This is a genomic window from Neorhizobium galegae (assembly GCF_017877055.1).
Classification (GTDB): domain Bacteria; phylum Pseudomonadota; class Alphaproteobacteria; order Rhizobiales; family Rhizobiaceae; genus Neorhizobium; species Neorhizobium galegae_D.
Window position 1 is genome coordinate 1,393,919 of sequence record NZ_JAGIPG010000002.1, and the last position, 17,824, is coordinate 1,411,742.

The window sequence follows — 17,824 nt, forward strand, 5'->3', positions numbered from 1 at the left end:
CACCCGGGGGATAGTGACGACAGATTGCCCCGAGATGACGGTCGCGCCTATCTAAGCGATTGAGATCAGCTTTGCGACAGGGCCTGCGTCACAAATTTGTTTGCGAATTCCGTTTTCTTCTTCGCTGTGACATTTCGAAACACGCAGCTACGCCCGCATAGACCACCAGCGACGACAACCACCCGAGCGTCACGTCCGAAAAATAGTGGCCGCCGAAGGAGGTCCTGAGCGCCGGCGAGATCAGCGAGATGGCGATCAGCGGCGGGCCGAGCACCGGGCGCAGCGGTTTCGGCAGCAAAACGATGAGGCAGGCCAGCCATCCGGCGCCCGCCGCCTCGCCGGAAATGAAGGAACAGTTGCCGGCGCAGGCCCCGCCGAAATCGCCGGCCGGCGTGAACACGTCCTTGCCGCCGAAAAAGTCGGTTTCGTAGGGGCGGGGCCGGTTGGAGACCTGCTTCAGGATCAGGTTGACCAACACATACGGGCCGATCAGGAACGAGATCAGGGCGATGGAATAATCCCGCGTCTTGCGCGGGCTGTAGGTCGTGCCGTGGTGCTGCAGGTTGGCGATCAGCCGGTAGAGGAGATAGATCGCGACCAGCGTCGGCAGGTAGAAGAGGATGCGCCGGATCAGGACGAACAGGGTTTCGGTACCATAGGGGAAACTGCCGCAGACACGGCCCTGTTCGATAGCGTCGCCGCAGGTGGCCTGGGCGAAGAAGGCGCGCGCCACGGCAAGGTCGATCTGGGGTACCAGATAGAAGACCGCCAGCAGCACCCACCAGAGCGCCATCAGCACGATGAACCATCCCTTCGGCCTGGCGAAGAATCGTCGCATGGCAGCAAGCCATTCGGGGACGGTTTGGGAAGGCGAGGTCATGCGAACTGATCCGTTGGTCGTCGGGCGGCGCGACCCTAGAGCATGGCGCGCCGGATTTGAACAGGGCCGGCTGCCGATAGAAGGGAATGTCCGCTCCCGACATCGGGCTAAATGACGCGGCTGAGAAGGAGCCGTGAACTCGTTGACGCAGTTGTGACATCTCGCCCTTGCGCTTCAAGCCGAAACGGCGATGATCGCCGCGTTCCATTCGAAAGCCTCCTGGAGTCGCAATGTCCGTGAAATTCGATATCTCCTTCGCCAAGTCCGCCAAGATCGACGGCGGCCTTGCCATCCAGCTCAAGCTTGCCGGCGACGGGCCGGCAGCGGGAGCTGCCGATGCCGACCCTGCCGGCATCGTGACCCGGGCGGCAGAGATCTCGAAGTTTTCCGGCAAGCCGATGTCGACGCTGGACCTTATCGCGCCGCAAGGCTCTCCGGCCGACCGGCTGGTCGTGCTGGGGCTGGGCAAGGCCGAGGCGCTGACCGCCTACGACTGGCTGAAGGCGGGCGGCATCGCTGCGTCCACGGTCAAGTCGATGACCAAGGTGGCGATCTTCACGGATGTGCCCGGCCTTGCGGTCGGCGCTGCCGAACTGGCCGGCTTCGCGCTCGGCATGCTGCTGCGAGCCTACAGTTTCGACACCTACAAGACCAAGAAGGGCGATGACGAGGAAAAGGCGCCGAAGACGGTGAAGGTGACGATCGTCACCGCCGAACATGCGGCCGCCAGGAAGGCCTTTGCCGAATCCGAAGCGATTGCCGGCGGCGTGCTGCTGGCCCGCGAGCTCGTCAACCTGCCGCCGAACGTGCTCGGGCCGGTCGAGTTCGCTGACAGGGCGAAGGACCTGGAGAAACTCGGCGTCGAGGTGGAAATTCTCACCGAAAAGGAGATGAAGAAGCTCGGCATGGGCGCGCTTCTCGGCGTGGCGCAGGGCTCCGTCCGGCCGCCGCGGCTCGCCATCATGCAATGGAAGGGCGGCAAGCCGAAGGATGCGCCGGTCGCCTTCATCGGCAAGGGTGTGGTTTTCGACACTGGCGGCATTTCCATCAAGCCGGGCGCCGGCATGGAGGACATGAAAGGCGACATGGGCGGCGCGGCCGCCGTCATCGGCCTTATGCATACGCTCGGCGCCCGCAAGGCCAAGGTCAACGCGATCGGCATTCTCGGTCTGGTCGAGAACATGCCGGACGGCAATGCCCAGCGGCCGGGCGACATCGTCACCACCATGTCCGGCCAGACGATCGAGATCATCAACACCGATGCGGAAGGCCGCCTCGTGCTTGCCGACGCGCTTCACTATTGCAACGATCGCTTCAAGCCGCGTTTCATGATCAATCTCGCCACCCTGACTGGCGCGATCCTGGTGGCGCTCGGCAATTTGCAGGCGGGCCTGTTCTCCAACGACGACACGCTGGCCGGTCAGTTGACCAGTGTCGGCGATGTGACCGGCGAGCGCCTGTGGCGCATGCCGCTCGGCAAGGAATATGACAAGCTGATCGATTCAAAATTCGCCGACATGAAGAATACCGGCGGCCGCAATGCAGGGTCTATCACGGCGGCGCAGCTCTTGAAGCGCTTCGTCGGCGACACGCCCTGGGCGCATCTCGACATCGCCGGCACCGCGATGAACTCGCCGTCGAGCGAGATCAACCAGTCCTGGGGATCGGGCTACGGCGTCCGGCTGCTGGACGAACTCGTCCGCGCGCACTACGAGAGCTGATGACCGAAGTTCTCTTCTATCACCTGACCGAATCCAAGCTCGAGGAGGCGCTGCCGGCGCTTCTCGAAAAGAGCGTCGAGCGCGGCTGGAAGGTGGCGGTGCAGACGAGCGGCGATGTGCGTCGGGATTTTCTCGACGCGCATCTCTGGACTTTTCGCGAGGACAGTTTTCTGCCGCATGGCACCGATGCCTCGCCGATGGCCGAGGCGCAGCCGGTGCTGCTGACCTCCGCTGCCGAAAACGGCAATGGTGCGACGGTTCGTTTTCTGGTGGATGGTGCAGAGCCGCCGCCGGTCGCCGATTATGACCGGATCGTCTTCATGTTCGACGGCTACGATACCGTCCAGCTCGACAATGCCCGCGCCCAATGGAAGAAGCTGAAGGGCGAGGGCCATGCGCTGACCTATTGGCAGCAGTCGGAAGAGGGGCGCTGGGTCAAGAAAGCCTGACCTTGCGCATTCTTCCTCTCAGTTCAGCCAGGCCATCATCATCGACGAATTGCTGTGCCGCAGGCGAACGACCTTGTAGCCTTCGGCGCTCAGCTGCGTCAGCAGCGCCGGCAGCATGGCCGCGGTGCGGGCATGGATGTCGTGCAGCAGGATGATGCCCTTGCCGTTTGCCCTCAGCGAATTCATCGTCCGTGTCGCAACGGCGGCGGGAGAGACGCCGAAATAGTCCTTGGAGTCGATCTGGACGTCCAGCACGACCATGCCATTGGAGGCGACCCACTGGCGCAGGCGGTTGGTGTCGGCGAGATAGGGGAAGCGGAAGAAGCCGGCATCCTCGTGGGTGACGCTGGTCACCGCATCGCGCCCCTTTTCGATCTCGGCCACGGCCGCATCGAAGGAAAGGTGCTGCAGGTCGGCATGGCGGTAGGTATGGCTGCCGATCGTGTGGCCGGCATTGACGACCTTGCGGGCGATCTCCGGATGGGCCTTGGCCATCTGCCCGACCATCAGGAAGGTCGCCTTGACGTCGTATTCGTCGAGGATGGAGAGGATCTTCTCGGTCTTCTTCGGCATCGGACCGTCGTCGAAGGTCAGCACGACCTCCTTGTTGGCGAGCTTCAGGTCGGAAAGCGACGAAACGGTGAGGGTACGGCCGGAAAGGCTGCCCGGATTGTTGAAACGCCCCCAGGCGACCGGCGTCAGCGCCACCGGCGAATCCGCCTCGGCCTTCTTGGCCAGACTGGTCGAGGAGAGCGCCTTGGCGGGCGCAAATGAAGTGGCAAGCGAGCCGCTCTCGGTCTGGCTGCGACCGGCGCAGGAGGAAAGAAGGCACGCGACGGCGGCGGCGACACAAAGGACGCGGACAAACATGGGGGCGACTCGGCTAAAAAGTGACTAAGAAGTTGAAGCGACGTCACATTCGCCGATTATGGTTAACGGGTGGTTATGATGGGTCGGCCGCCGCATTCAAATTGCGCGACGGCAGAGGGCAGAATTCCGAGCTGAACGAGGTTAGCTCGCCATCGCCTCTTCGTACTCCGACGACAGCATCAGCCATTCCTCTTCGGCGGCAGAGAGTTTTGCGGCGGCTTCGCCGCGTTCCTTGGCCTTCTGGGCCGCCTTGGCGGGAGCTTTTTCGTAGAGTGCCGGGTCCGCAAGTTCTTTATCAAGAGCCTTGATCAGTTTCTCGAGCCTGGCGGTTACGGCCTCGATTTCGTTGATCTTTTTCTTGAGCGGCGCGAGCGATGCGCGCTTTTCGGCATTCGCCTTGCGTTGGTCCGCCTTGGAGGAGAGATCTTCGGTCAGCTCAATTTTTTCGTCTTTTTTTTTGCCGGAGCTGACAATCAGGTTGCGGTATTCCTCCATGTCGCCTTCGAAATTCGACACGGTGCCGTTGTTGACGAGCCACAGCCGGTCGACGGTGGCCTCGATCAGATGACGATCGTGGCTGATCAGGATGACGGCGCCTTCGTAGTCGTTCAGCGCCTCGATGAGCGCCCGGCGGCTGTCGATGTCGAGATGGTTGGTCGGTTCGTCGAGGATCAGGAGGTTCGGCGCATGGAAGGCGGCGAGGCCCATCAGCAGGCGCGCCTTTTCGCCGCCCGACAGGTCTTTTGCTGCCGTCGCCATCTTTTCCGTCGCAAGCCCCATCTGCGCCACGCGGGCGCGAACCTTGGCCTCGGGCGCATCCGGCATCAGCCGGCGCACGTGGGCAACGGGCGAATCCGCCGGCACGAGATCGTCGAGCTGGTGCTGGGCGAAGAAACCGATCTTCAGGTTGGGCGCGAGGCGGATATCGCCGCTTTCCGCCTTGAGACGGCTGGCGATGAATTTCGCGAAGGTTGACTTGCCGTTGCCGTTCGAACCGAGCAGGGCGATGCGGTCGTCATTGTCGATGCGCAGGGTGATGTTCTTGAGGATCGGCTTGCCCGGCTCGTAGCCGACGGCGGCGTTCTGGATCGCAACAATCGGCGAGGCGGGCTGTTTTTCCGGCTCGGGAAAGGTGATCGGCTGCACGTGATCCTCGATCACCGCGGCAACGGTACCCATGCGCTCCAGCGCCTTGACGCGGCTTTGCGCCTGCCGGGCCTTGGTGGCCTTGGCCTTGAAGCGGTCGATGAAGCTCTGCAGGTGCTTGCGGGCCGCCTCGTTCTTGGCCTTGGCCTTGGTCTGCAATTCGTCGGCCTCGGCCTTCTGTCGCTCGAACTGGTCGTAGCCGCCACGATAGAAGGTCAGCTTCTTCTGGTCGAGATGAACGATGGCGTTGACCGCGTTGTTGAGGAGGTCGCGGTCATGGCTGATGATGATGACGGTATGCGGATAACGCCGGATATAGTCCTCCAGCCACAGCGTGCCTTCGAGATCGAGATAGTTGGTCGGTTCGTCGAGCAGCAGCAGGTCGGGCTCCGCAAACAGGACGGAGGCGAGCGCAACACGCATCCGCCAGCCACCCGAAAACGACGAGGCAGGACGGGACTGCGCTTCCTGGGAGAAGCCGAGACCGGCGAGAATACTGGCCGCGCGCGCCTCTGCCGAATGCGCGTCGATATCGACCAGCCGCATCTGGATGTCGGCGATGCGATGCGGGTCGGTGGCGGTTTCCGCCTCCGCCAGCAGTGCGGCGCGCTCCTTGTCGGCGGCAAGCACGATTTCGATCAGCGAATCCTCGGTGCCTGGTGCCTCCTGCGCTACCTGGCCGAGACGCGCGTTTTTCGGATAGGAGACCGAACCGGTTTCCGAGCCGAGCTCACCGGTAATGACCTTGAACAGCGTGGATTTGCCGGCCCCGTTGCGGCCGACGAGCCCAGCCTTGGTGCCCGCGGGAAGCGTCACGCTGGCATTGTCGAGGAGAAGGCGCCCGGCGATGCGGGCGGAAAGGTCGGTAATCGTGATCATGGCCGGGGTTTTGGCGGAAACCCCGTTTGTTGGCAAGGGCGCCGATGGGCCGATGGAGCGGGAAACTGCGGCCTTTTGGGTTCCGGCAGTCCTATCCGTCTCGGGATGACCGTTTTGGCGCCTCGCCGTGAAGCGCGACGATCAGGCGCGGATTGGCTTTTGCCGTTTCAAGCGCCGTACCGGCCTGGAGACGGAGTTCCTGTGGTGAAAAGGCATCCGCGGTGAGGGCCGCACCGACCGAAAGACCGATCCCGTTCGTGCCGTCGGAGGCTGCGAAGACGAGATTGTCGGTGATCGAGGCGTGCAGCCGTTCGGCGATCGGCTGCACGCTGTCGCGGCTGACGTCGCGAAAGACGAAGGCGAAATCGCCCTTGCCGATGCGCGCCAGGAAATCGTTCTTCTTGATTGCCTTGCGGAAGATCGAGGCGGCCTTCTTGACGATCCTGTTGACGGCAGGTTCGCCGTAGGTGCGGGCGAGGTGCGGCAGGTCGTTGATCGTCACCAGGAACAGCGCGGTATCTCGGCTGTCGGCATCGACGCCGTAAAGAGCCTCCAGCCGTTCGGCGAGCGCCGCATGGTTCGGCAGCGAGGTCAGCCGGTCGCGCAGCGTCACCGAGCGGGCAGCCGATGCCTCGCGTTCGGCCTTGACGAGACGATCGGCACCGGCGCGGAGAATGGCTTCCAGTTCGGTTTCGGCGACCACGGCATCGGAAAGCGAGACGCTCAGGTATTCGATCTCGGCCAGAATATCCTCAGGTCCCGCATTGCTGTCCTGGCGCAGGCTGCGGGCGACGGTTTCCAGCACACGGCTGAAGCCCTTCTTCTGGGTGACGCCGCTGGCCATCTTGTCCTGGAGCTCCAGCAGCAGCTTTATCTCCTGATCGCGACCCCTGACGGGCATGAGCGCGACGAAAGCCGAGAGCTGATGTCGCAGCCCCATCTCGTCGAGCACCGTCTGGGAAGGACCGGGCGGGAGCGCCAGCACTTCGCGCGAAAGGGCGGGGTCGGCGCCGAGCAGCGCCTCGTGGAAGAGCTCGTAATTGCGCGGCAGACCACTCACGTCCAGCTTCGCCATGAGCTGGACGACAGCCTGCAGGCTGCGATCCTGTCCCGTTCTGCTCGCTTCGCCCGCCATCTCTCGTCCCCACAGGTTGATCCGGTTTGTTCGATTGTGCGACAAGCCATGCGGCCCCGGCTTTTAACATTTGCTAAAAATGACGGGATCGTCGGGAGTTACGGTTAAGGGATCGTCCAGACAGCCGATCGAATGCGATCCATGAAATTTCCTGACTGGATTCAAATCAGAATTTGCTTTCAATATCGTCGGCCGACCATCCGGATCAGGAGCCTGGCATGACCCGTATTCTCTATTCGCTCTGCGGCGCCGACGAGAGCCGCCCGTTTTCGCCGCATTGCTGGAAAGTCGTGCAGGCGCTCGCCCACAAGGGCCTCGATTTCATAGAGAAGCCGGTGCCGTTTACCGAGATCCCCAGCCTCGAAGGCGGGTTTTCGAAGACAGTGCCGATCCTCAGGGACGGCAACGAGTTGATCCGCGACAGTTTCGAGATCGCGCTGTATCTGGAAGAGGCCTATCCGGACCGTCCGACGCTGTTCGGTGGAGAGGCCGGAAAGGCGCTCGCCCGTTTCGTCGAGGGGTTTTCCCAGATGGTGGTGCACACCGCGATCACCAGGATCGCCGTCAAGAACATTCATGACATGCTCGGAGAGACGGACCAGGTCTATTTCCGCACCAGCCGCGAGGCCCGGCTCGGCCGGACGCTGGAAGAGATGGAGGCGAGCCGCCAGGCGGAGATCGACGGCTTTGCGCCAAAATTGGAGCCGATCCGCCACGCCTTGAAATATCATGACTTTATCGGCGGCGACGGCCCGCTTTTCGTCGACTACATCCTGTTCGGCGCGCTGCAGTGGATGCGCATCACCGCCGGCGACAAGGTGTTTTCCGATGACGATCCGGTCGGGTTGTGGTTCGAGCGCTGCCTCGACCTGCATAATGGCGTCGGGCGCAGTGTGACACCGGCGTGAAATTGCCGGAACCCCCTTGTTTCCAGTGAAAGGGGCGGGTAAAGACCGCCCACTTTCCCCCTTAACTACGGGGCCACTGGAAACGAAGGACAGAACAATGGCGATTGAACGCACGTTTTCGATGATCAAGCCGGATGCCACCAAGCGCAACCTCACGGGCGCCATCACCAAGGTGTTTGAAGACAATGGCCTGCGCGTCATCGCTTCCAAGCGCGTCTGGATGAGCAAGCGCGAAGCCGAAGGCTTCTACGCCGTTCACAAGGAACGCCCGTTCTTCGGCGAACTCGTCGAAGGCATGACCTCCGGCCCGACCATCGTTCAGGTTCTGGAAGGCGAAAACGCCATCCTGAAGAACCGCGAGATCATGGGCGCCACCAACCCGGCCAATGCCGACGAAGGCACCATCCGCAAGACCTTCGCGCTGTCGATCGGCGAAAACTCGGTTCACGGTTCCGACGCTCCGGAAACCGCCGCCCAGGAAATCGCCTACTGGTTCTCCGAAACCGAGATCGTTGGCTGATTTAAGCCTGTCTCGACGGAAGACTTTGATGAAACCGGGGTTTTGGCCCCGGTTTTTTCGTTTTTGGATATTCGGCTGGCATCTGCCGCCTCACGCCGGGCAGCCGGCATCCCGGCCATAGTCCACCGTGCCATCCGGCTTGAAGACCTCCGGGTTCCGCTCGTAACCGGCGCCGAGCACCAGCGGCTTGCTGGGAAGCACCGATTGGTCGACGTCGGAAACGAGCTGGGTCCTCAACTCCTGCAATGTGCCGCCGCTCGCATCCACCAGCCTGATGTCGACGAAATACGGCTTGTCCTTACGCACGCAGCGGACATTGGGGCTCTGCAGCGTGATCTTGTTCCAGGCGGGGAAGATTTTTTCATTGATGACGATCGGATCGCCACCGGCGGGGTCGTCGAATTTGGCGATCACCATGGTTCCCTCGGGGATCGGGCCGGTCTTGTTGAGCGTCACGAGATAAGTGGCGCTGGCGACCCGGTAATTGAACACGAAGATATGCCCACTCACCTCCACCAGCTTTTCCGCCTCGCGCTGGCAGGCGGCAAGGGCGAGGGCAAGGCTGAGAACCATAAACCGGCGCATCATGATACGGCCTCCTTCTTCCTGCGGTGATAATGGCGGCTGGCTTTGATGCGATTGCCGCACACTGCCATGTCGCACCAGGTGCGGCTGCGGTTCCGGCTGCGATCGACGAACAGCCAGCCGCAGCTTCCGCAGATCTTCATGCGGGAGATCTCTTCGTCGGCAAGCAGCCTGAGCGCCGAATGGGCGGTCGCGGCCTCCAGCGAATTTCTTTCCGCACGGCGCAGGATGGCCGCCGTCGCTTCAAGGAAATCGGCAAGCAACGTCTGTGCATCGTCGCCCAGCACCCGGGCGCGAAAATAGCGGTCTATGGCTTCACGCAGCGCGATGAACGGCGTGTGGTTGTCGGGCTCCACAGGTGCGAGATCGCCGAACAGCGCCCGTTCGGCGGAGAATTTCTCGGCCGCCTTCGGAAAGGCATCCATCTGCTGCGGCTCGGCGAACCGGTCGATGCTGCGTGTCGGGTCGAAGCGCAGGATAACGCTGTTGGCGACATCCAGCGCCAGCGCGCCTCCGGCAAAACGATGCGGGGTCCAGGAAAAGCTCATGGCAATATTATAACTGGTAAACTGTCATTGACCAGTTATATTCGTTGTCGCTATCGGAGTGCCCATGGCCTATCTGCTGCAGCAATTGGCGAACGCGTTTCCGCTGGCGGCGCTTTATGCGACGCTCGCCTTCGGATATTCGATCGCCTTTGCGGTGACCCGAAGGGCCGACATCACCTACGGCGCGATCTTTGCCTTTTCCGGCCATCTCTACCTGCTCTTTGCCCATTTCGGCTGGAACCAGTTGTGGCTGGTCCTGCCGGCGGCTCTGGCTTTGGGGGCGGCGGCCGGAATCGCCGGCGGCATCGGGGCAGGGGTGGCGATCGGGCAGCTGGTGATGAGGCCGCTTGCAAAGATCTCGCCGAATGCGGTCATCGTCGCCTCGCTCGGCGTTCTGATGGTGTTGATGGAAGGCGCCCGGATTGCTGCCGATACGCGCGAACTCTGGCTGCCGCCGTTCCTCAATGACGCGATCGTCTTCTGGCAAGCAGACGGCTTTCCGGTGGCGCTGACGCTGATCCAGCTCCTCAACACCGCCATCATGCTGGCGGCCATCGGAACCGGCTATCTGGTGCTGGCGTACACCCGTTGGGGCCGCATGTGGCGGGCGGTTTCCGACGACCCGCTCGCGGCCGAATTGTCAGGCACCAATTCCGCGGGGGTTTTCGTCACCGCCTATGCGGCGGCAGCGCTCTACGCCTCGATCTGCGGCGTGCTCGCCACCTCCCATTACGGCACGATGGATTTTGGCGCAGGCCTGCTGTTCGGTCTGAAGGTCGTGCTGATCGCCGCCGCCGGCGGCTATTCCAATCCGCTGCGCTCGGCGGCGGGGGCTGCCGTTATCGGCTTTGCCGAAACGCTCTGGAGCGGCTACGGCCCGATCGTCTGGCGCGACCTTTTTGTGGTCGCCGCTCTGGTCATGGTGTTGGTGATGAGCCGGCGCGAGCGGGTGGTGCCTTAGATCACCGCCACTTGTCGCGGGCGGTGTCGTCCGCATCCTTGGCGGCGACCCAGTCGCCTTGCTGGCCGTCGGCGGCATGTTCCTTCTTCCAGAACGGGGCCGAGGTCTTCAAAAAATCCATCACGAAATTGGCGCCGTCGAAGGCTGCCTGCCGGTGCGGGGCGGCGGCGATGACCAGCACGATGTTTTCACCGGGCATGATCTTGCCAAAGCGGTGGATGGCGGTGAGGCCGATGAGCGAGAAACGCTCGATCGCCAGTTCGCCGATACGAAACATCTCCGCTTCCGCCATGCCCGGATAGTGTTCGAGCTCCAGCGCCGAGAGCGCACCCTGTTCGTCGCGACAGAGGCCCGTGAAGGTGACGACGGCGCCGATATTCTTGTGGTCGGCGGTCAGTGCCGTGAGTTCGGCCTGCAGGTCGAAGTCGGCGGATTGGACGCGGATGGTGGGGGTAATTATCGACATCTGCTGTCTCCATTGCGGCGGGCCGAGTTTGCCTCACCCGCTCCCCGCCCTTCGCTTTGGCTCAGGGCGTTCGTCGCTGAAATCGATTCACTGGATCGATTTCTCCGGCTTCGCCGGACCACTCCTCACCCGCCTGTCATCGGCGGGAAGATACCGATCTCGCGCGCACCGGCGATCGGTTCGTCGTGTTCGGCATGTTCCTGGTTGATGGCGACGCGGATGACATCGGGGAACTGCAGGGCGCTTTCGTATTCCTCGCCCAATGTCGTCAGATGGGCGAGCAGATCACGCACGGTGACGACGCTTGCCGGCAGGTCGAGATCTTCCCCGGGTCTGCCGATCCGCTCGCGCACCCAGGCAAAATAGACGAGTTTGACGCTCATTCTTCGTCCACCAGATGTTTGACGCCGGCCTTGAAATAATCGTAGCCGGTGTAGAAGGTCAGGATTGCCGCGAGCCAAAGCAGCACGATGCCCATCTGGGTCGTGTAGGGCAAGATCTTGTCGCCGGCAGGCCCGGCCAGCAGGAAGGCGATCGCCACCATCTGGATCGTCGTTTTCCACTTGGCGATGCGCGTCACCGGCACGGAGACCTTCAGCGCAGCCAGGTATTCGCGCAGGCCCGAGACCAGGATTTCGCGGCAGAGGATGGTGATTGCCGCCCAGAGCGACCAGCCGGCGATCGTCTGGTCGGCGGCGAGCAACAGCAGCACTGCGGCGACCAGCAGCTTGTCGGCGATCGGATCGAGCATGCGGCCGATATTCGACGTCTGGTTCCAGATGCGGGCGAGATAACCGTCGAGATAGTCGGTGATCGAGGCGACGGCGAAGAGAATAAGCGCCGTCCAGCGTGCCACGTCCGAGCTTTCAAGCTGTCCCTCGATGAAGAAGCAACCGACGATGATCGGAACTGCCACGATGCGCGCATAGGTCAGAAGATTGGGAATATTGTACGCGCGCGACGCCATGGGGAGCCTTCCGAATGTTTGCTCCTAGTTGATGTGTTGAGGTCGAAGCGTCAACAGGGTTTCGCGGCTTTTTTGCAGCCGATTGCGTCGGACGGGTTCGGGTGGCCGATCGGCGGCGAATAATTCCTCATCCCGCCCGGTTCTCGTGGAAATGGTTGTAGATCTGCTTAGCAACGGCCTCCGAAATTCCCTCGACGGCCATGAGGTCGGTGAGGCCCGCGCGCGACACCGCCTTCGCGGTGCCGAAATGCTGCAGCAGCTTGCGCTTGCGGCCCGGGCCGATGCCGGAAATTTCGTCGAGCGGGTTCTTGACCATCTCCTTCTTTCGCCGAGCCCGGTGCGAGCCGATGGCGAAACGATGCGCCTCGTCGCGCATGCGCTGGATAAAATAGAGGACTGGATCGCGCGGCGGCAGTGAGAAGTCTGACCGGCCGTCGGCGAAGAACCGCTCGCGGCCGGCATCGCGGTCGACGCCCTTGGCGACGCCGATCGCGGTTACCACGTCGCGGATGCCGAGTTCGTCGAGAATGGCGCGCACGGCGGTCATCTGGCCCTGGCCGCCGTCGATCAGGATCACGTCGGGCCAGGCGGGGAAGGCGGCATCGATCGCATCCTCGCCGCCCGTGCCGGCCGTAATGGTGCGGTCGGGAATACCCTCTTCCTTCAGGAGACGGCTGAAACGGCGGGTCATCACCTCGCGCATCATGCCAAAGTCGTCGCCGGGGGTGATGTCGGTCGATTTGATGTTGAACTTGCGGTACTGGCTCTTCACGAAACCTTCCGGCCCCGCCACAACCATGCCGCCGACGGCATTGGTGCCCATGATATGCGAGTTGTCGTAGATCTCGATCCGGCGCGGCACGAAGGACAGGCCGAAGGTCTCGGCCAGGCCCTGCAGCAGGCGCGCCTGCGACGAGGTCTCGGCAAGCCGGCGGCCATGCGCCTCGCGGGCGTTGGCCAGAACATGGTCGGTCAGGTCCTTCTTCTCGCCGCGCTGTGGCACCGAGATCGTGACCTTATGATTGGCCTTTTCGGAAAACGCCTGGGCAAGCAATTCCTGTTCCTCGACGGCCTCGGACAACAGGATCTGCTTCGGCACCGGCTTGTCGTCATAGAACTGGGCGAGGAAGGCGTTGAGCACTTCCGGGCCGGAAAGCTGCGGATCGGCCTTCGGGAAATAGGCGCGGTTGCCCCAGTTCTGGCCGGTCCTGAAGAAGAACACCTGGATGCAGGAGAGGCCGCCCTCGTTGTAGATGGCGAAGACGTCCGCCTCCTCGACACCGGCCGGGTTGATGCCCTGGTGGCTCTGGACGTGGGAAAGCGCCGCCAAACGGTCGCGATAGACCGCGGCGCGCTCGAAATCCAGGTCCTCGGAGGCTTCCGCCATCTGGCGGGCGATCGCCGACTTGACATTCTGGCTCTTGCCGGACAGGAAGTCCTTGGCCTCGCCCACCAGTGCCGCATACCCCTCGTCGCTGATCTCGCGGGTGCAAGGCCCCGAACAGCGCTTGATCTGGAAGAGCAGGCAGGGGCGGGTGCGGGTCTCGAACACGCTGTCGGTGCAGGTGCGCAGCAGAAAGGCGCGCTGCAGCGAGTTGATGGTGCGGCCGACGGCGGCAGCCGAGGCGAAGGGGCCGAAATAATCGCCCTTGCGCGCCCGCGCGCCGCGATGTTTGAAGATCGCCGGTGCCCGGTGGTCGCCGGTGATCATGATATAGGGAAACGACTTGTCGTCGCGCAGGAGAACGTTGAAGCGCGGCCGCAAGCGCTTGATGAGATTGGCTTCGAGCAGCAGCGCCTCGGTTTCCGTCCGCGTCGTGACGAATTCCATGTGGGTGGTTTCGCGCACCATCTTGGCGATGCGGTTGGAGTGGACGCGGCCCTGCGCATAATTGCCGACGCGCTTCTTGAGACTGCGCGCCTTGCCGACATAGAGCACGTCCTGCGCATCGTTGAACATCCGGTAGACGCCCGGTGCATTCGGCAGGTGCTTGACGAATTCGGCGATCAGGTCGGCGCCCTTCAGCCCCGTTTCGTTCTTCCAGCCCTCGTTCCAATCGATCGACGCAGCGGGGCCTTGGCTCGGTTCTGCCACGACCACATCATCGTCATCTTCTTCCGTCTCGTCATAGAGAACGCCGCCGTCGGGCAGCTTCGTTCCGTTCATTCCACAGTCTCCGCCGGATATCGACATCCGGCCATCGCCGATTCGAACCACGCGCCCATGACATGTGCCGGAGACCGGCTGCTTGTCAAAATATAGCGCTGAAGCGACCCGATTCCCTGCAGGAAGGCCGCTGCCGGAGAAATAGTGTGTCGTGGCAGATTTTGAAAGCGCCGGCGAGAATTCCGCCCCTTGCTCTTGACGAAGGCCGAAATGCCCGTTCCCGCGGTGGAATATTTGAGGCAGAAATCCGGCGGCGGGCACCGCCAGCTCCAGGCGTGCGCCTGCTGGGAGGGGAAATACGTCGGTGTTTCTGCTCAGATTTCGGTTTCTGCAGGTGCCGGATCCGGTTTTGCTGCGAATACAAGTCGAACTTGGCCAATGGCGCCCGCGTCCGTCCGCGCCAGCAAGTGTATTGACTGAGTTGTGCTTTGGATTTAAGAAGTAAGTTATAAATGTAAAAATATTTATATTCAAAGTAAGCATTGCTTAAGGTTAATCAAACGTGTGTTGCGGTACAGCAACATCCAATTTTGGCCTTCTCCGCGCCACAATCAATTCACATTTCGGCTCTTTCTATTCCTCAATTGACCTCCACATTCCGTTTCAGCGAGCAGGGAACAAATGTGTCGCCAACCATGTTGTCGCGGCGAATTCCCGGCGCAGCAGTAAAAGGAGAAAATGTATGCGTACTCTCATCGCAACTCTGATGGCCTCGGCAGCCAGCTTCATCGCCATCTCTGCGGCCAATGCCGCTGATGCCGTCGAACAAATTCCGCAGGCCCCGGTTGCAGTCGAAGAGCCGGCCCCGGCCGCCAGCTGGCAGGGTTTCTATCTCGGTGGTTACGGTCAGTATGACTGGGGTCGCTTCGGTAGCGGCGACCGTGACGGCCAGTTCGGCGGCGGTGCTTACACGGGCTACAACTTCCAGAGCGGCTCGATCGTCTACGGCGTCGAAGCAGACGTCGGTTATAACGGCACGAAGAGCACCACGGACGACGGCTTTGAAGGCAAGGCCGGCTGGAACGGCTCTGTTCGCGGCCGCGTCGGTTACGACCTCAACCCCTTCCTGATCTACGGTACGGCCGGTGTCGCCCTGCAGGACAATGAACTGCGCGACGCGACTTCGTCCGACAACAAGACCGGCGTCGGTTACACGGTCGGTGCCGGTGCGGAAGCCTTCGTCACCAACAACATCACCGCTCGTGTCGAATACCGTTACACGGACTACGGTTCGGACAGCTACTCGCTCGATTCCGGTTCGGTCTCGAAGGGTTTCGACGACCACAGCGTCAAGGTTGGTATCGGCGTGAAGTTCTAAGTTCGATAGCCTTAACAGGCTGGGGAAAGCCCGGGCTTCGGCCCGGGCTTTTTTTGTTTCAGGCCGCCGATTTCATGGTGGTGTAGGAGGCGAAGCGCTTGGCGAAGACATCCGGCCAGGAGGCGAGCTCCGGCCGGCCCTCGGCCCATTGGCCGTTGAAGCGCAGGTCGAGGTAACCGATCAATGCGGCCAGCGCGAAATGGCCGCCATGCAGCTTCTTGCCCGTTTTCGGCAGGTTGTTTTCCAGGTGGTCGAGCCCGCGCACCACCTTGCTCCACTGCTTGTCGATCCAGGGCTGGTGGACCTTGCTTTCTTCGCGCGAGCGACGTTCGTAGACGATTGCCAGCAGGCAATCCATGATGCCGTCGCAGAGCGCTTCCAGCACTTCGGTCTCGGTGCGCTTGGCATCCTTCTTCGGATAGAGCTTGCCGCCCGACTGGCGGTCGAGCCAGTGCATGATCGCGATACTGTCGTAGATCGGCGGCTCGCCCTCACGGATCAGAACCGGGATCTTGCCGAGGGGGTTGTTGTCGATGAGTTCCGGCGGGGCGGCATTTGTATCGGTCTTCACCTCGGTGATCGTGATGCCGAGATGGCGCGCCGCCATGCGCACCTTGGCGGAATAGGGCGAGGCCGGGGAATAAAGCAGCTTCATGGTCGTGTCCTTCTGGATAAACGTCAGCGTGCGGGCGGCAGGGTGATCTGGCTGATCCGGCAGCCGTCACGGTCTACTTCGGCGCAATCGCGGAATTGCAGGTCCCTGCTGAGGCAGATGCGCACTTCCTCCAGCTGCTGGCCCTCGCAGCTCGTCGAAATGCCGCGGCGGCTCATGCCCGGATTGGCGGCAAGAAATTTCTCTTCGATCTGGTCGGCCGACAGCGTCACGGCTGCATCGCCGCGGGACAGATCGGCGGGCAGTTTGATCCGCGAAAAGGCGTCGCGGAGCTTGCCGAAATATTCGCGCTGGCTGAGGCCTGTGCAGCTTCCGTGCTTGCGCCACTGATGGCCGATCAGGCCCATCGACGGCATGATGTCGAACAGCGGCTCGCCGAGCGATTGCGGAACGCGGCCCGGCTCCTTTGTGTCGCAGAAATCCGGATAGCCCTTTTCGTATTGCGGCCACAGCCCGTGGACGATGAAGCGGAAATCCTTGTCCGTGCTGCATTGCTGGTCGTTCTTGCCGCCGCTCTTGCCCCCGCTTTGGGAAGCGCAAAAGGTCGGCGACCAGGAAAGCGACAGGACGTAGAAATCAAACTGCCCCGCATGATCCTGCCGATTGTCCGATCGGCGCTCCTGGGCGAAGGCAGTGGATGCGAAAAGCGCGAGAAAAAGGAAAGCGATAAATCGGTTGGTCATCGGCCGGCCCCCTGCAATGCGCGGCACCATGGGCGGGAAGGCCCGCCCGGTCAAGACTCCGAATCGAGGTCGTTGTCGACGGTTTCGCCGGTCAGCCAGAAGGCACGCTGCGAGGCGAACCGGTCCTGTGCCAGGATGGTTTTCAACGTCGGCAGGACAGCGTGCAACTCGTCCTTCAGCGTGAACGGCGGGTTGACGATGATGAGGCCGGAGCCGGAGAGCCCGGTCGTCTCGCGGTCGCTTTGAACGGTGAGTTCGGCGCACAGCATCTTCGGGATTTCCAGTGCCTTCAACTCGTCATGGAAGGCCTTGAGCGGTGCGCCCTTCTTGATCGGATACCAGAGGCAATAGGTGCCGCCTTGGAATCGACGCCAGCCGGTCGACAGGCCTTTGACCAGCCGCTTGTATTCGCCCTCTTCCTCGAAAGGCGGATCGACGAGTACGATGCCGCGCTTTTCCTTCGGCGGTAGATGCGCGCCGAGCGCCAGCCAGCCGTCGAGTTCGGTGGCACGCACCTGGAAATCGCCTTCGAACAGATTGTGCAGGCGGTTGAAATCGTCCGGATGCAGTTCCATCGCCGACAACCGGTCCTGCGGGCGGAACAGCATGCGGGCAAGCTTCGGCGAGCCGGGATAGAGTTTCAGCGGGCCGGTGGGGTTCAATTCCCTGACCGCCGTCAGATAGGGCTCCAGCAGATCGGCGACCTTTGCCGGCAGTTCCGCTTCCATCAGCCGGCCGATGCCGTCTCGCCATTCGCCGGTCTTCTGCGCCTCGTCCGAAGACAGATCGTAGAGCCCGATGCCGGCATGGGTATCCAGCAGGCGAAAAGCCTTGTCCTTGTTCTGCGCATAGCGGATCAGCCGCGCCAAAACCGCGTGTTTGAGGACATCGGCAAAATTGCCCGCGTGATAGATGTGCCGGTAGTTCATCGTTGCTGGTGTCTCGCTT

The 17,824-nt window shown here is 62.2% G+C and carries 19 protein-coding genes; 6 read left to right on the plus strand and 13 right to left on the minus strand.

Going from position 1 to position 17,824, the window contains the following annotated elements; all coding sequences use genetic code 11:
* Positions 1–88 precede the first annotated feature (88 nt).
* Positions 89–880, minus strand: a complete 792-nt coding sequence (locus tag J2857_RS17265; protein WP_210011309.1) for a phosphatase PAP2 family protein — start codon at positions 878–880, stop codon at positions 89–91.
* A 230-nt stretch (positions 881–1,110) separates the two neighbouring features.
* Between J2857_RS17265 and J2857_RS17270 the strand changes: the two genes are divergently transcribed.
* Positions 1,111–2,601 carry a leucyl aminopeptidase gene (locus tag J2857_RS17270; protein WP_210011310.1) on the plus strand — a complete coding sequence of 497 codons (1,491 nt, stop codon included), beginning with the start codon at positions 1,111–1,113 and terminating at the stop codon, positions 2,599–2,601.
* Positions 2,601–3,050: a DNA polymerase III subunit chi gene (locus tag J2857_RS17275; protein WP_210011311.1), complete on the plus strand. Its 450-nt coding sequence runs from the start codon at positions 2,601–2,603 to the stop codon at positions 3,048–3,050. The genes J2857_RS17270 and J2857_RS17275 overlap by 1 nt, the downstream gene beginning before the upstream one ends.
* 18 nt (positions 3,051–3,068) lie before the next feature.
* Here J2857_RS17275 and J2857_RS17280 read toward each other — a convergent pair whose 3' ends face one another.
* The 3 genes from J2857_RS17280 to J2857_RS17290 form a co-directional block, all read right to left on the minus strand.
* The gene (locus J2857_RS17280) at positions 3,069–3,920 is read right to left on the minus strand and encodes a polysaccharide deacetylase family protein (protein WP_210011312.1); all 852 of its coding nucleotides are present in this window, start codon (positions 3,918–3,920) and stop codon (positions 3,069–3,071) included.
* 141 nt (positions 3,921–4,061) lie between these two features.
* Positions 4,062–5,945 carry an ATP-binding cassette domain-containing protein gene (locus J2857_RS17285; RefSeq protein WP_210011313.1) on the minus strand — a complete coding sequence of 628 codons (1,884 nt, stop codon included), beginning with the start codon at positions 5,943–5,945 and terminating at the stop codon, positions 4,062–4,064.
* 91 nt (positions 5,946–6,036) lie between these two features.
* The gene (locus J2857_RS17290; protein ID WP_210011314.1) at positions 6,037–7,080 is read right to left on the minus strand and encodes a GGDEF domain-containing protein; all 1,044 of its coding nucleotides are present in this window, start codon (positions 7,078–7,080) and stop codon (positions 6,037–6,039) included.
* A 218-nt stretch (positions 7,081–7,298) separates the two neighbouring features.
* On the opposite strand from J2857_RS17290, the gene J2857_RS17295 reads away from it, so the two are divergent.
* Both J2857_RS17295 and ndk read left to right on the plus strand, forming a co-directional pair.
* Positions 7,299–7,988, plus strand: a complete 690-nt coding sequence (locus J2857_RS17295; RefSeq protein WP_210011315.1) for a glutathione S-transferase family protein — start codon at positions 7,299–7,301, stop codon at positions 7,986–7,988.
* A gap of 97 nt (positions 7,989–8,085) precedes the next feature.
* Positions 8,086–8,508: a nucleoside-diphosphate kinase gene (gene ndk, locus J2857_RS17300; protein ID WP_007769585.1), complete on the plus strand. Its 423-nt coding sequence runs from the start codon at positions 8,086–8,088 to the stop codon at positions 8,506–8,508.
* Positions 8,509–8,598: 90 nt separating this feature from the next.
* Here ndk and J2857_RS17305 read toward each other — a convergent pair whose 3' ends face one another.
* Positions 8,599–9,093, minus strand: coding sequence for a hypothetical protein (locus tag J2857_RS17305; RefSeq protein ID WP_210011716.1), 495 nt, complete (start codon positions 9,091–9,093; stop codon positions 8,599–8,601).
* Positions 9,093–9,641 carry a CGNR zinc finger domain-containing protein gene (locus tag J2857_RS17310; protein ID WP_210011316.1) on the minus strand — a complete coding sequence of 183 codons (549 nt, stop codon included), beginning with the start codon at positions 9,639–9,641 and terminating at the stop codon, positions 9,093–9,095. Before J2857_RS17310 ends, J2857_RS17305 begins: the two co-directional genes overlap by 1 nt.
* 64 nt (positions 9,642–9,705) lie before the next feature.
* Here J2857_RS17310 and J2857_RS17315 point away from each other — a divergent pair, with 64 nt between their 5' ends.
* Entirely contained in the window at positions 9,706–10,602 is an 897-nt protein-coding gene (locus J2857_RS17315) for a branched-chain amino acid ABC transporter permease (protein ID WP_210011317.1), read from the plus strand.
* Between the two features lies 1 nt (position 10,603).
* On the opposite strand, the gene J2857_RS17320 is transcribed toward J2857_RS17315, so the two are convergent.
* From J2857_RS17320 to uvrC, 4 genes are all read right to left on the minus strand, one after another.
* Positions 10,604–11,068, minus strand: a complete 465-nt coding sequence (locus tag J2857_RS17320; protein WP_210011318.1) for a molybdenum cofactor biosynthesis protein MoaE — start codon at positions 11,066–11,068, stop codon at positions 10,604–10,606.
* A gap of 125 nt (positions 11,069–11,193) precedes the next feature.
* A complete protein-coding gene (gene moaD / locus J2857_RS17325; RefSeq protein WP_210011319.1) occupies positions 11,194–11,451 on the minus strand; it encodes a molybdopterin converting factor subunit 1 in 258 nt (85 codons plus the stop codon).
* Positions 11,448–12,035: a CDP-diacylglycerol--glycerol-3-phosphate 3-phosphatidyltransferase gene (gene pgsA / locus J2857_RS17330; RefSeq protein WP_210011320.1), complete on the minus strand. Its 588-nt coding sequence runs from the start codon at positions 12,033–12,035 to the stop codon at positions 11,448–11,450. The genes moaD and pgsA overlap by 4 nt, the downstream gene beginning before the upstream one ends.
* A gap of 127 nt (positions 12,036–12,162) precedes the next feature.
* Complete coding sequence (uvrC, locus tag J2857_RS17335; RefSeq protein ID WP_210011321.1) at positions 12,163–14,202, minus strand: excinuclease ABC subunit UvrC; 2,040 nt, start codon at positions 14,200–14,202, stop codon at positions 12,163–12,165.
* A gap of 682 nt (positions 14,203–14,884) precedes the next feature.
* Between uvrC and J2857_RS17340 the strand changes: the two genes are divergently transcribed.
* Positions 14,885–15,520: an outer membrane protein gene (locus J2857_RS17340; RefSeq protein ID WP_210011322.1), complete on the plus strand. Its 636-nt coding sequence runs from the start codon at positions 14,885–14,887 to the stop codon at positions 15,518–15,520.
* 58 nt (positions 15,521–15,578) lie between these two features.
* On the opposite strand, the gene J2857_RS17345 is transcribed toward J2857_RS17340, so the two are convergent.
* Genes J2857_RS17345 through J2857_RS17355 form a run of 3 tightly spaced genes read right to left on the minus strand, consistent with a single transcriptional unit; the run spans position 15,579 to position 17,805 of the window.
* Positions 15,579–16,175 (minus strand): glutathione S-transferase, encoded by a 597-nt coding sequence (locus J2857_RS17345; protein ID WP_210011323.1) that lies wholly within the window; start codon positions 16,173–16,175, stop codon positions 15,579–15,581.
* Between the two features lie 23 nt (positions 16,176–16,198).
* Positions 16,199–16,876 carry a ribonuclease T2 family protein gene (locus J2857_RS17350; protein WP_210011324.1) on the minus strand — a complete coding sequence of 226 codons (678 nt, stop codon included), beginning with the start codon at positions 16,874–16,876 and terminating at the stop codon, positions 16,199–16,201.
* Positions 16,877–16,926: 50 nt separating this feature from the next.
* The gene (locus J2857_RS17355; RefSeq protein ID WP_210011325.1) at positions 16,927–17,805 is read right to left on the minus strand and encodes a 23S rRNA (adenine(2030)-N(6))-methyltransferase RlmJ; all 879 of its coding nucleotides are present in this window, start codon (positions 17,803–17,805) and stop codon (positions 16,927–16,929) included.
* Between the last annotated feature and the right edge of the window lie 19 nt (positions 17,806–17,824).

Excerpts from the sequence above, each read along its gene's own strand:
- J2857_RS17265 (WP_210011309.1), bottom strand. The coding sequence starts at position 880 with ATGACCTCGCCTTCCCAAACCGTCCCCGAATGGCTTGCTGCCATGCGA.
- J2857_RS17270 (WP_210011310.1), top strand. The coding sequence starts at position 1,111 with ATGTCCGTGAAATTCGATATCTCCTTCGCCAAGTCCGCCAAGATCGAC.
- J2857_RS17275 (WP_210011311.1), top strand. The coding sequence starts at position 2,601 with ATGACCGAAGTTCTCTTCTATCACCTGACCGAATCCAAGCTCGAGGAG.
- J2857_RS17280 (WP_210011312.1), bottom strand. The coding sequence starts at position 3,920 with ATGTTTGTCCGCGTCCTTTGTGTCGCCGCCGCCGTCGCGTGCCTTCTT.
- J2857_RS17285 (WP_210011313.1), bottom strand. The coding sequence starts at position 5,945 with ATGATCACGATTACCGACCTTTCCGCCCGCATCGCCGGGCGCCTTCTC.
- J2857_RS17290 (WP_210011314.1), bottom strand. The coding sequence starts at position 7,080 with ATGGCGGGCGAAGCGAGCAGAACGGGACAGGATCGCAGCCTGCAGGCT.
- J2857_RS17295 (WP_210011315.1), top strand. The coding sequence starts at position 7,299 with ATGACCCGTATTCTCTATTCGCTCTGCGGCGCCGACGAGAGCCGCCCG.
- ndk (WP_007769585.1), top strand. The coding sequence starts at position 8,086 with ATGGCGATTGAACGCACGTTTTCGATGATCAAGCCGGATGCCACCAAG.
- J2857_RS17305 (WP_210011716.1), bottom strand. The coding sequence starts at position 9,093 with ATGCGCCGGTTTATGGTTCTCAGCCTTGCCCTCGCCCTTGCCGCCTGC.
- J2857_RS17310 (WP_210011316.1), bottom strand. The coding sequence starts at position 9,641 with ATGAGCTTTTCCTGGACCCCGCATCGTTTTGCCGGAGGCGCGCTGGCG.
- J2857_RS17315 (WP_210011317.1), top strand. The coding sequence starts at position 9,706 with ATGGCCTATCTGCTGCAGCAATTGGCGAACGCGTTTCCGCTGGCGGCG.
- J2857_RS17320 (WP_210011318.1), bottom strand. The coding sequence starts at position 11,068 with ATGTCGATAATTACCCCCACCATCCGCGTCCAATCCGCCGACTTCGAC.
- moaD (WP_210011319.1), bottom strand. The coding sequence starts at position 11,451 with ATGAGCGTCAAACTCGTCTATTTTGCCTGGGTGCGCGAGCGGATCGGC.
- pgsA (WP_210011320.1), bottom strand. The coding sequence starts at position 12,035 with ATGGCGTCGCGCGCGTACAATATTCCCAATCTTCTGACCTATGCGCGC.
- uvrC (WP_210011321.1), bottom strand. The coding sequence starts at position 14,202 with ATGAACGGAACGAAGCTGCCCGACGGCGGCGTTCTCTATGACGAGACG.
- J2857_RS17340 (WP_210011322.1), top strand. The coding sequence starts at position 14,885 with ATGCGTACTCTCATCGCAACTCTGATGGCCTCGGCAGCCAGCTTCATC.
- J2857_RS17345 (WP_210011323.1), bottom strand. The coding sequence starts at position 16,175 with ATGAAGCTGCTTTATTCCCCGGCCTCGCCCTATTCCGCCAAGGTGCGC.
- J2857_RS17350 (WP_210011324.1), bottom strand. The coding sequence starts at position 16,876 with ATGACCAACCGATTTATCGCTTTCCTTTTTCTCGCGCTTTTCGCATCC.
- J2857_RS17355 (WP_210011325.1), bottom strand. The coding sequence starts at position 17,805 with ATGAACTACCGGCACATCTATCACGCGGGCAATTTTGCCGATGTCCTC.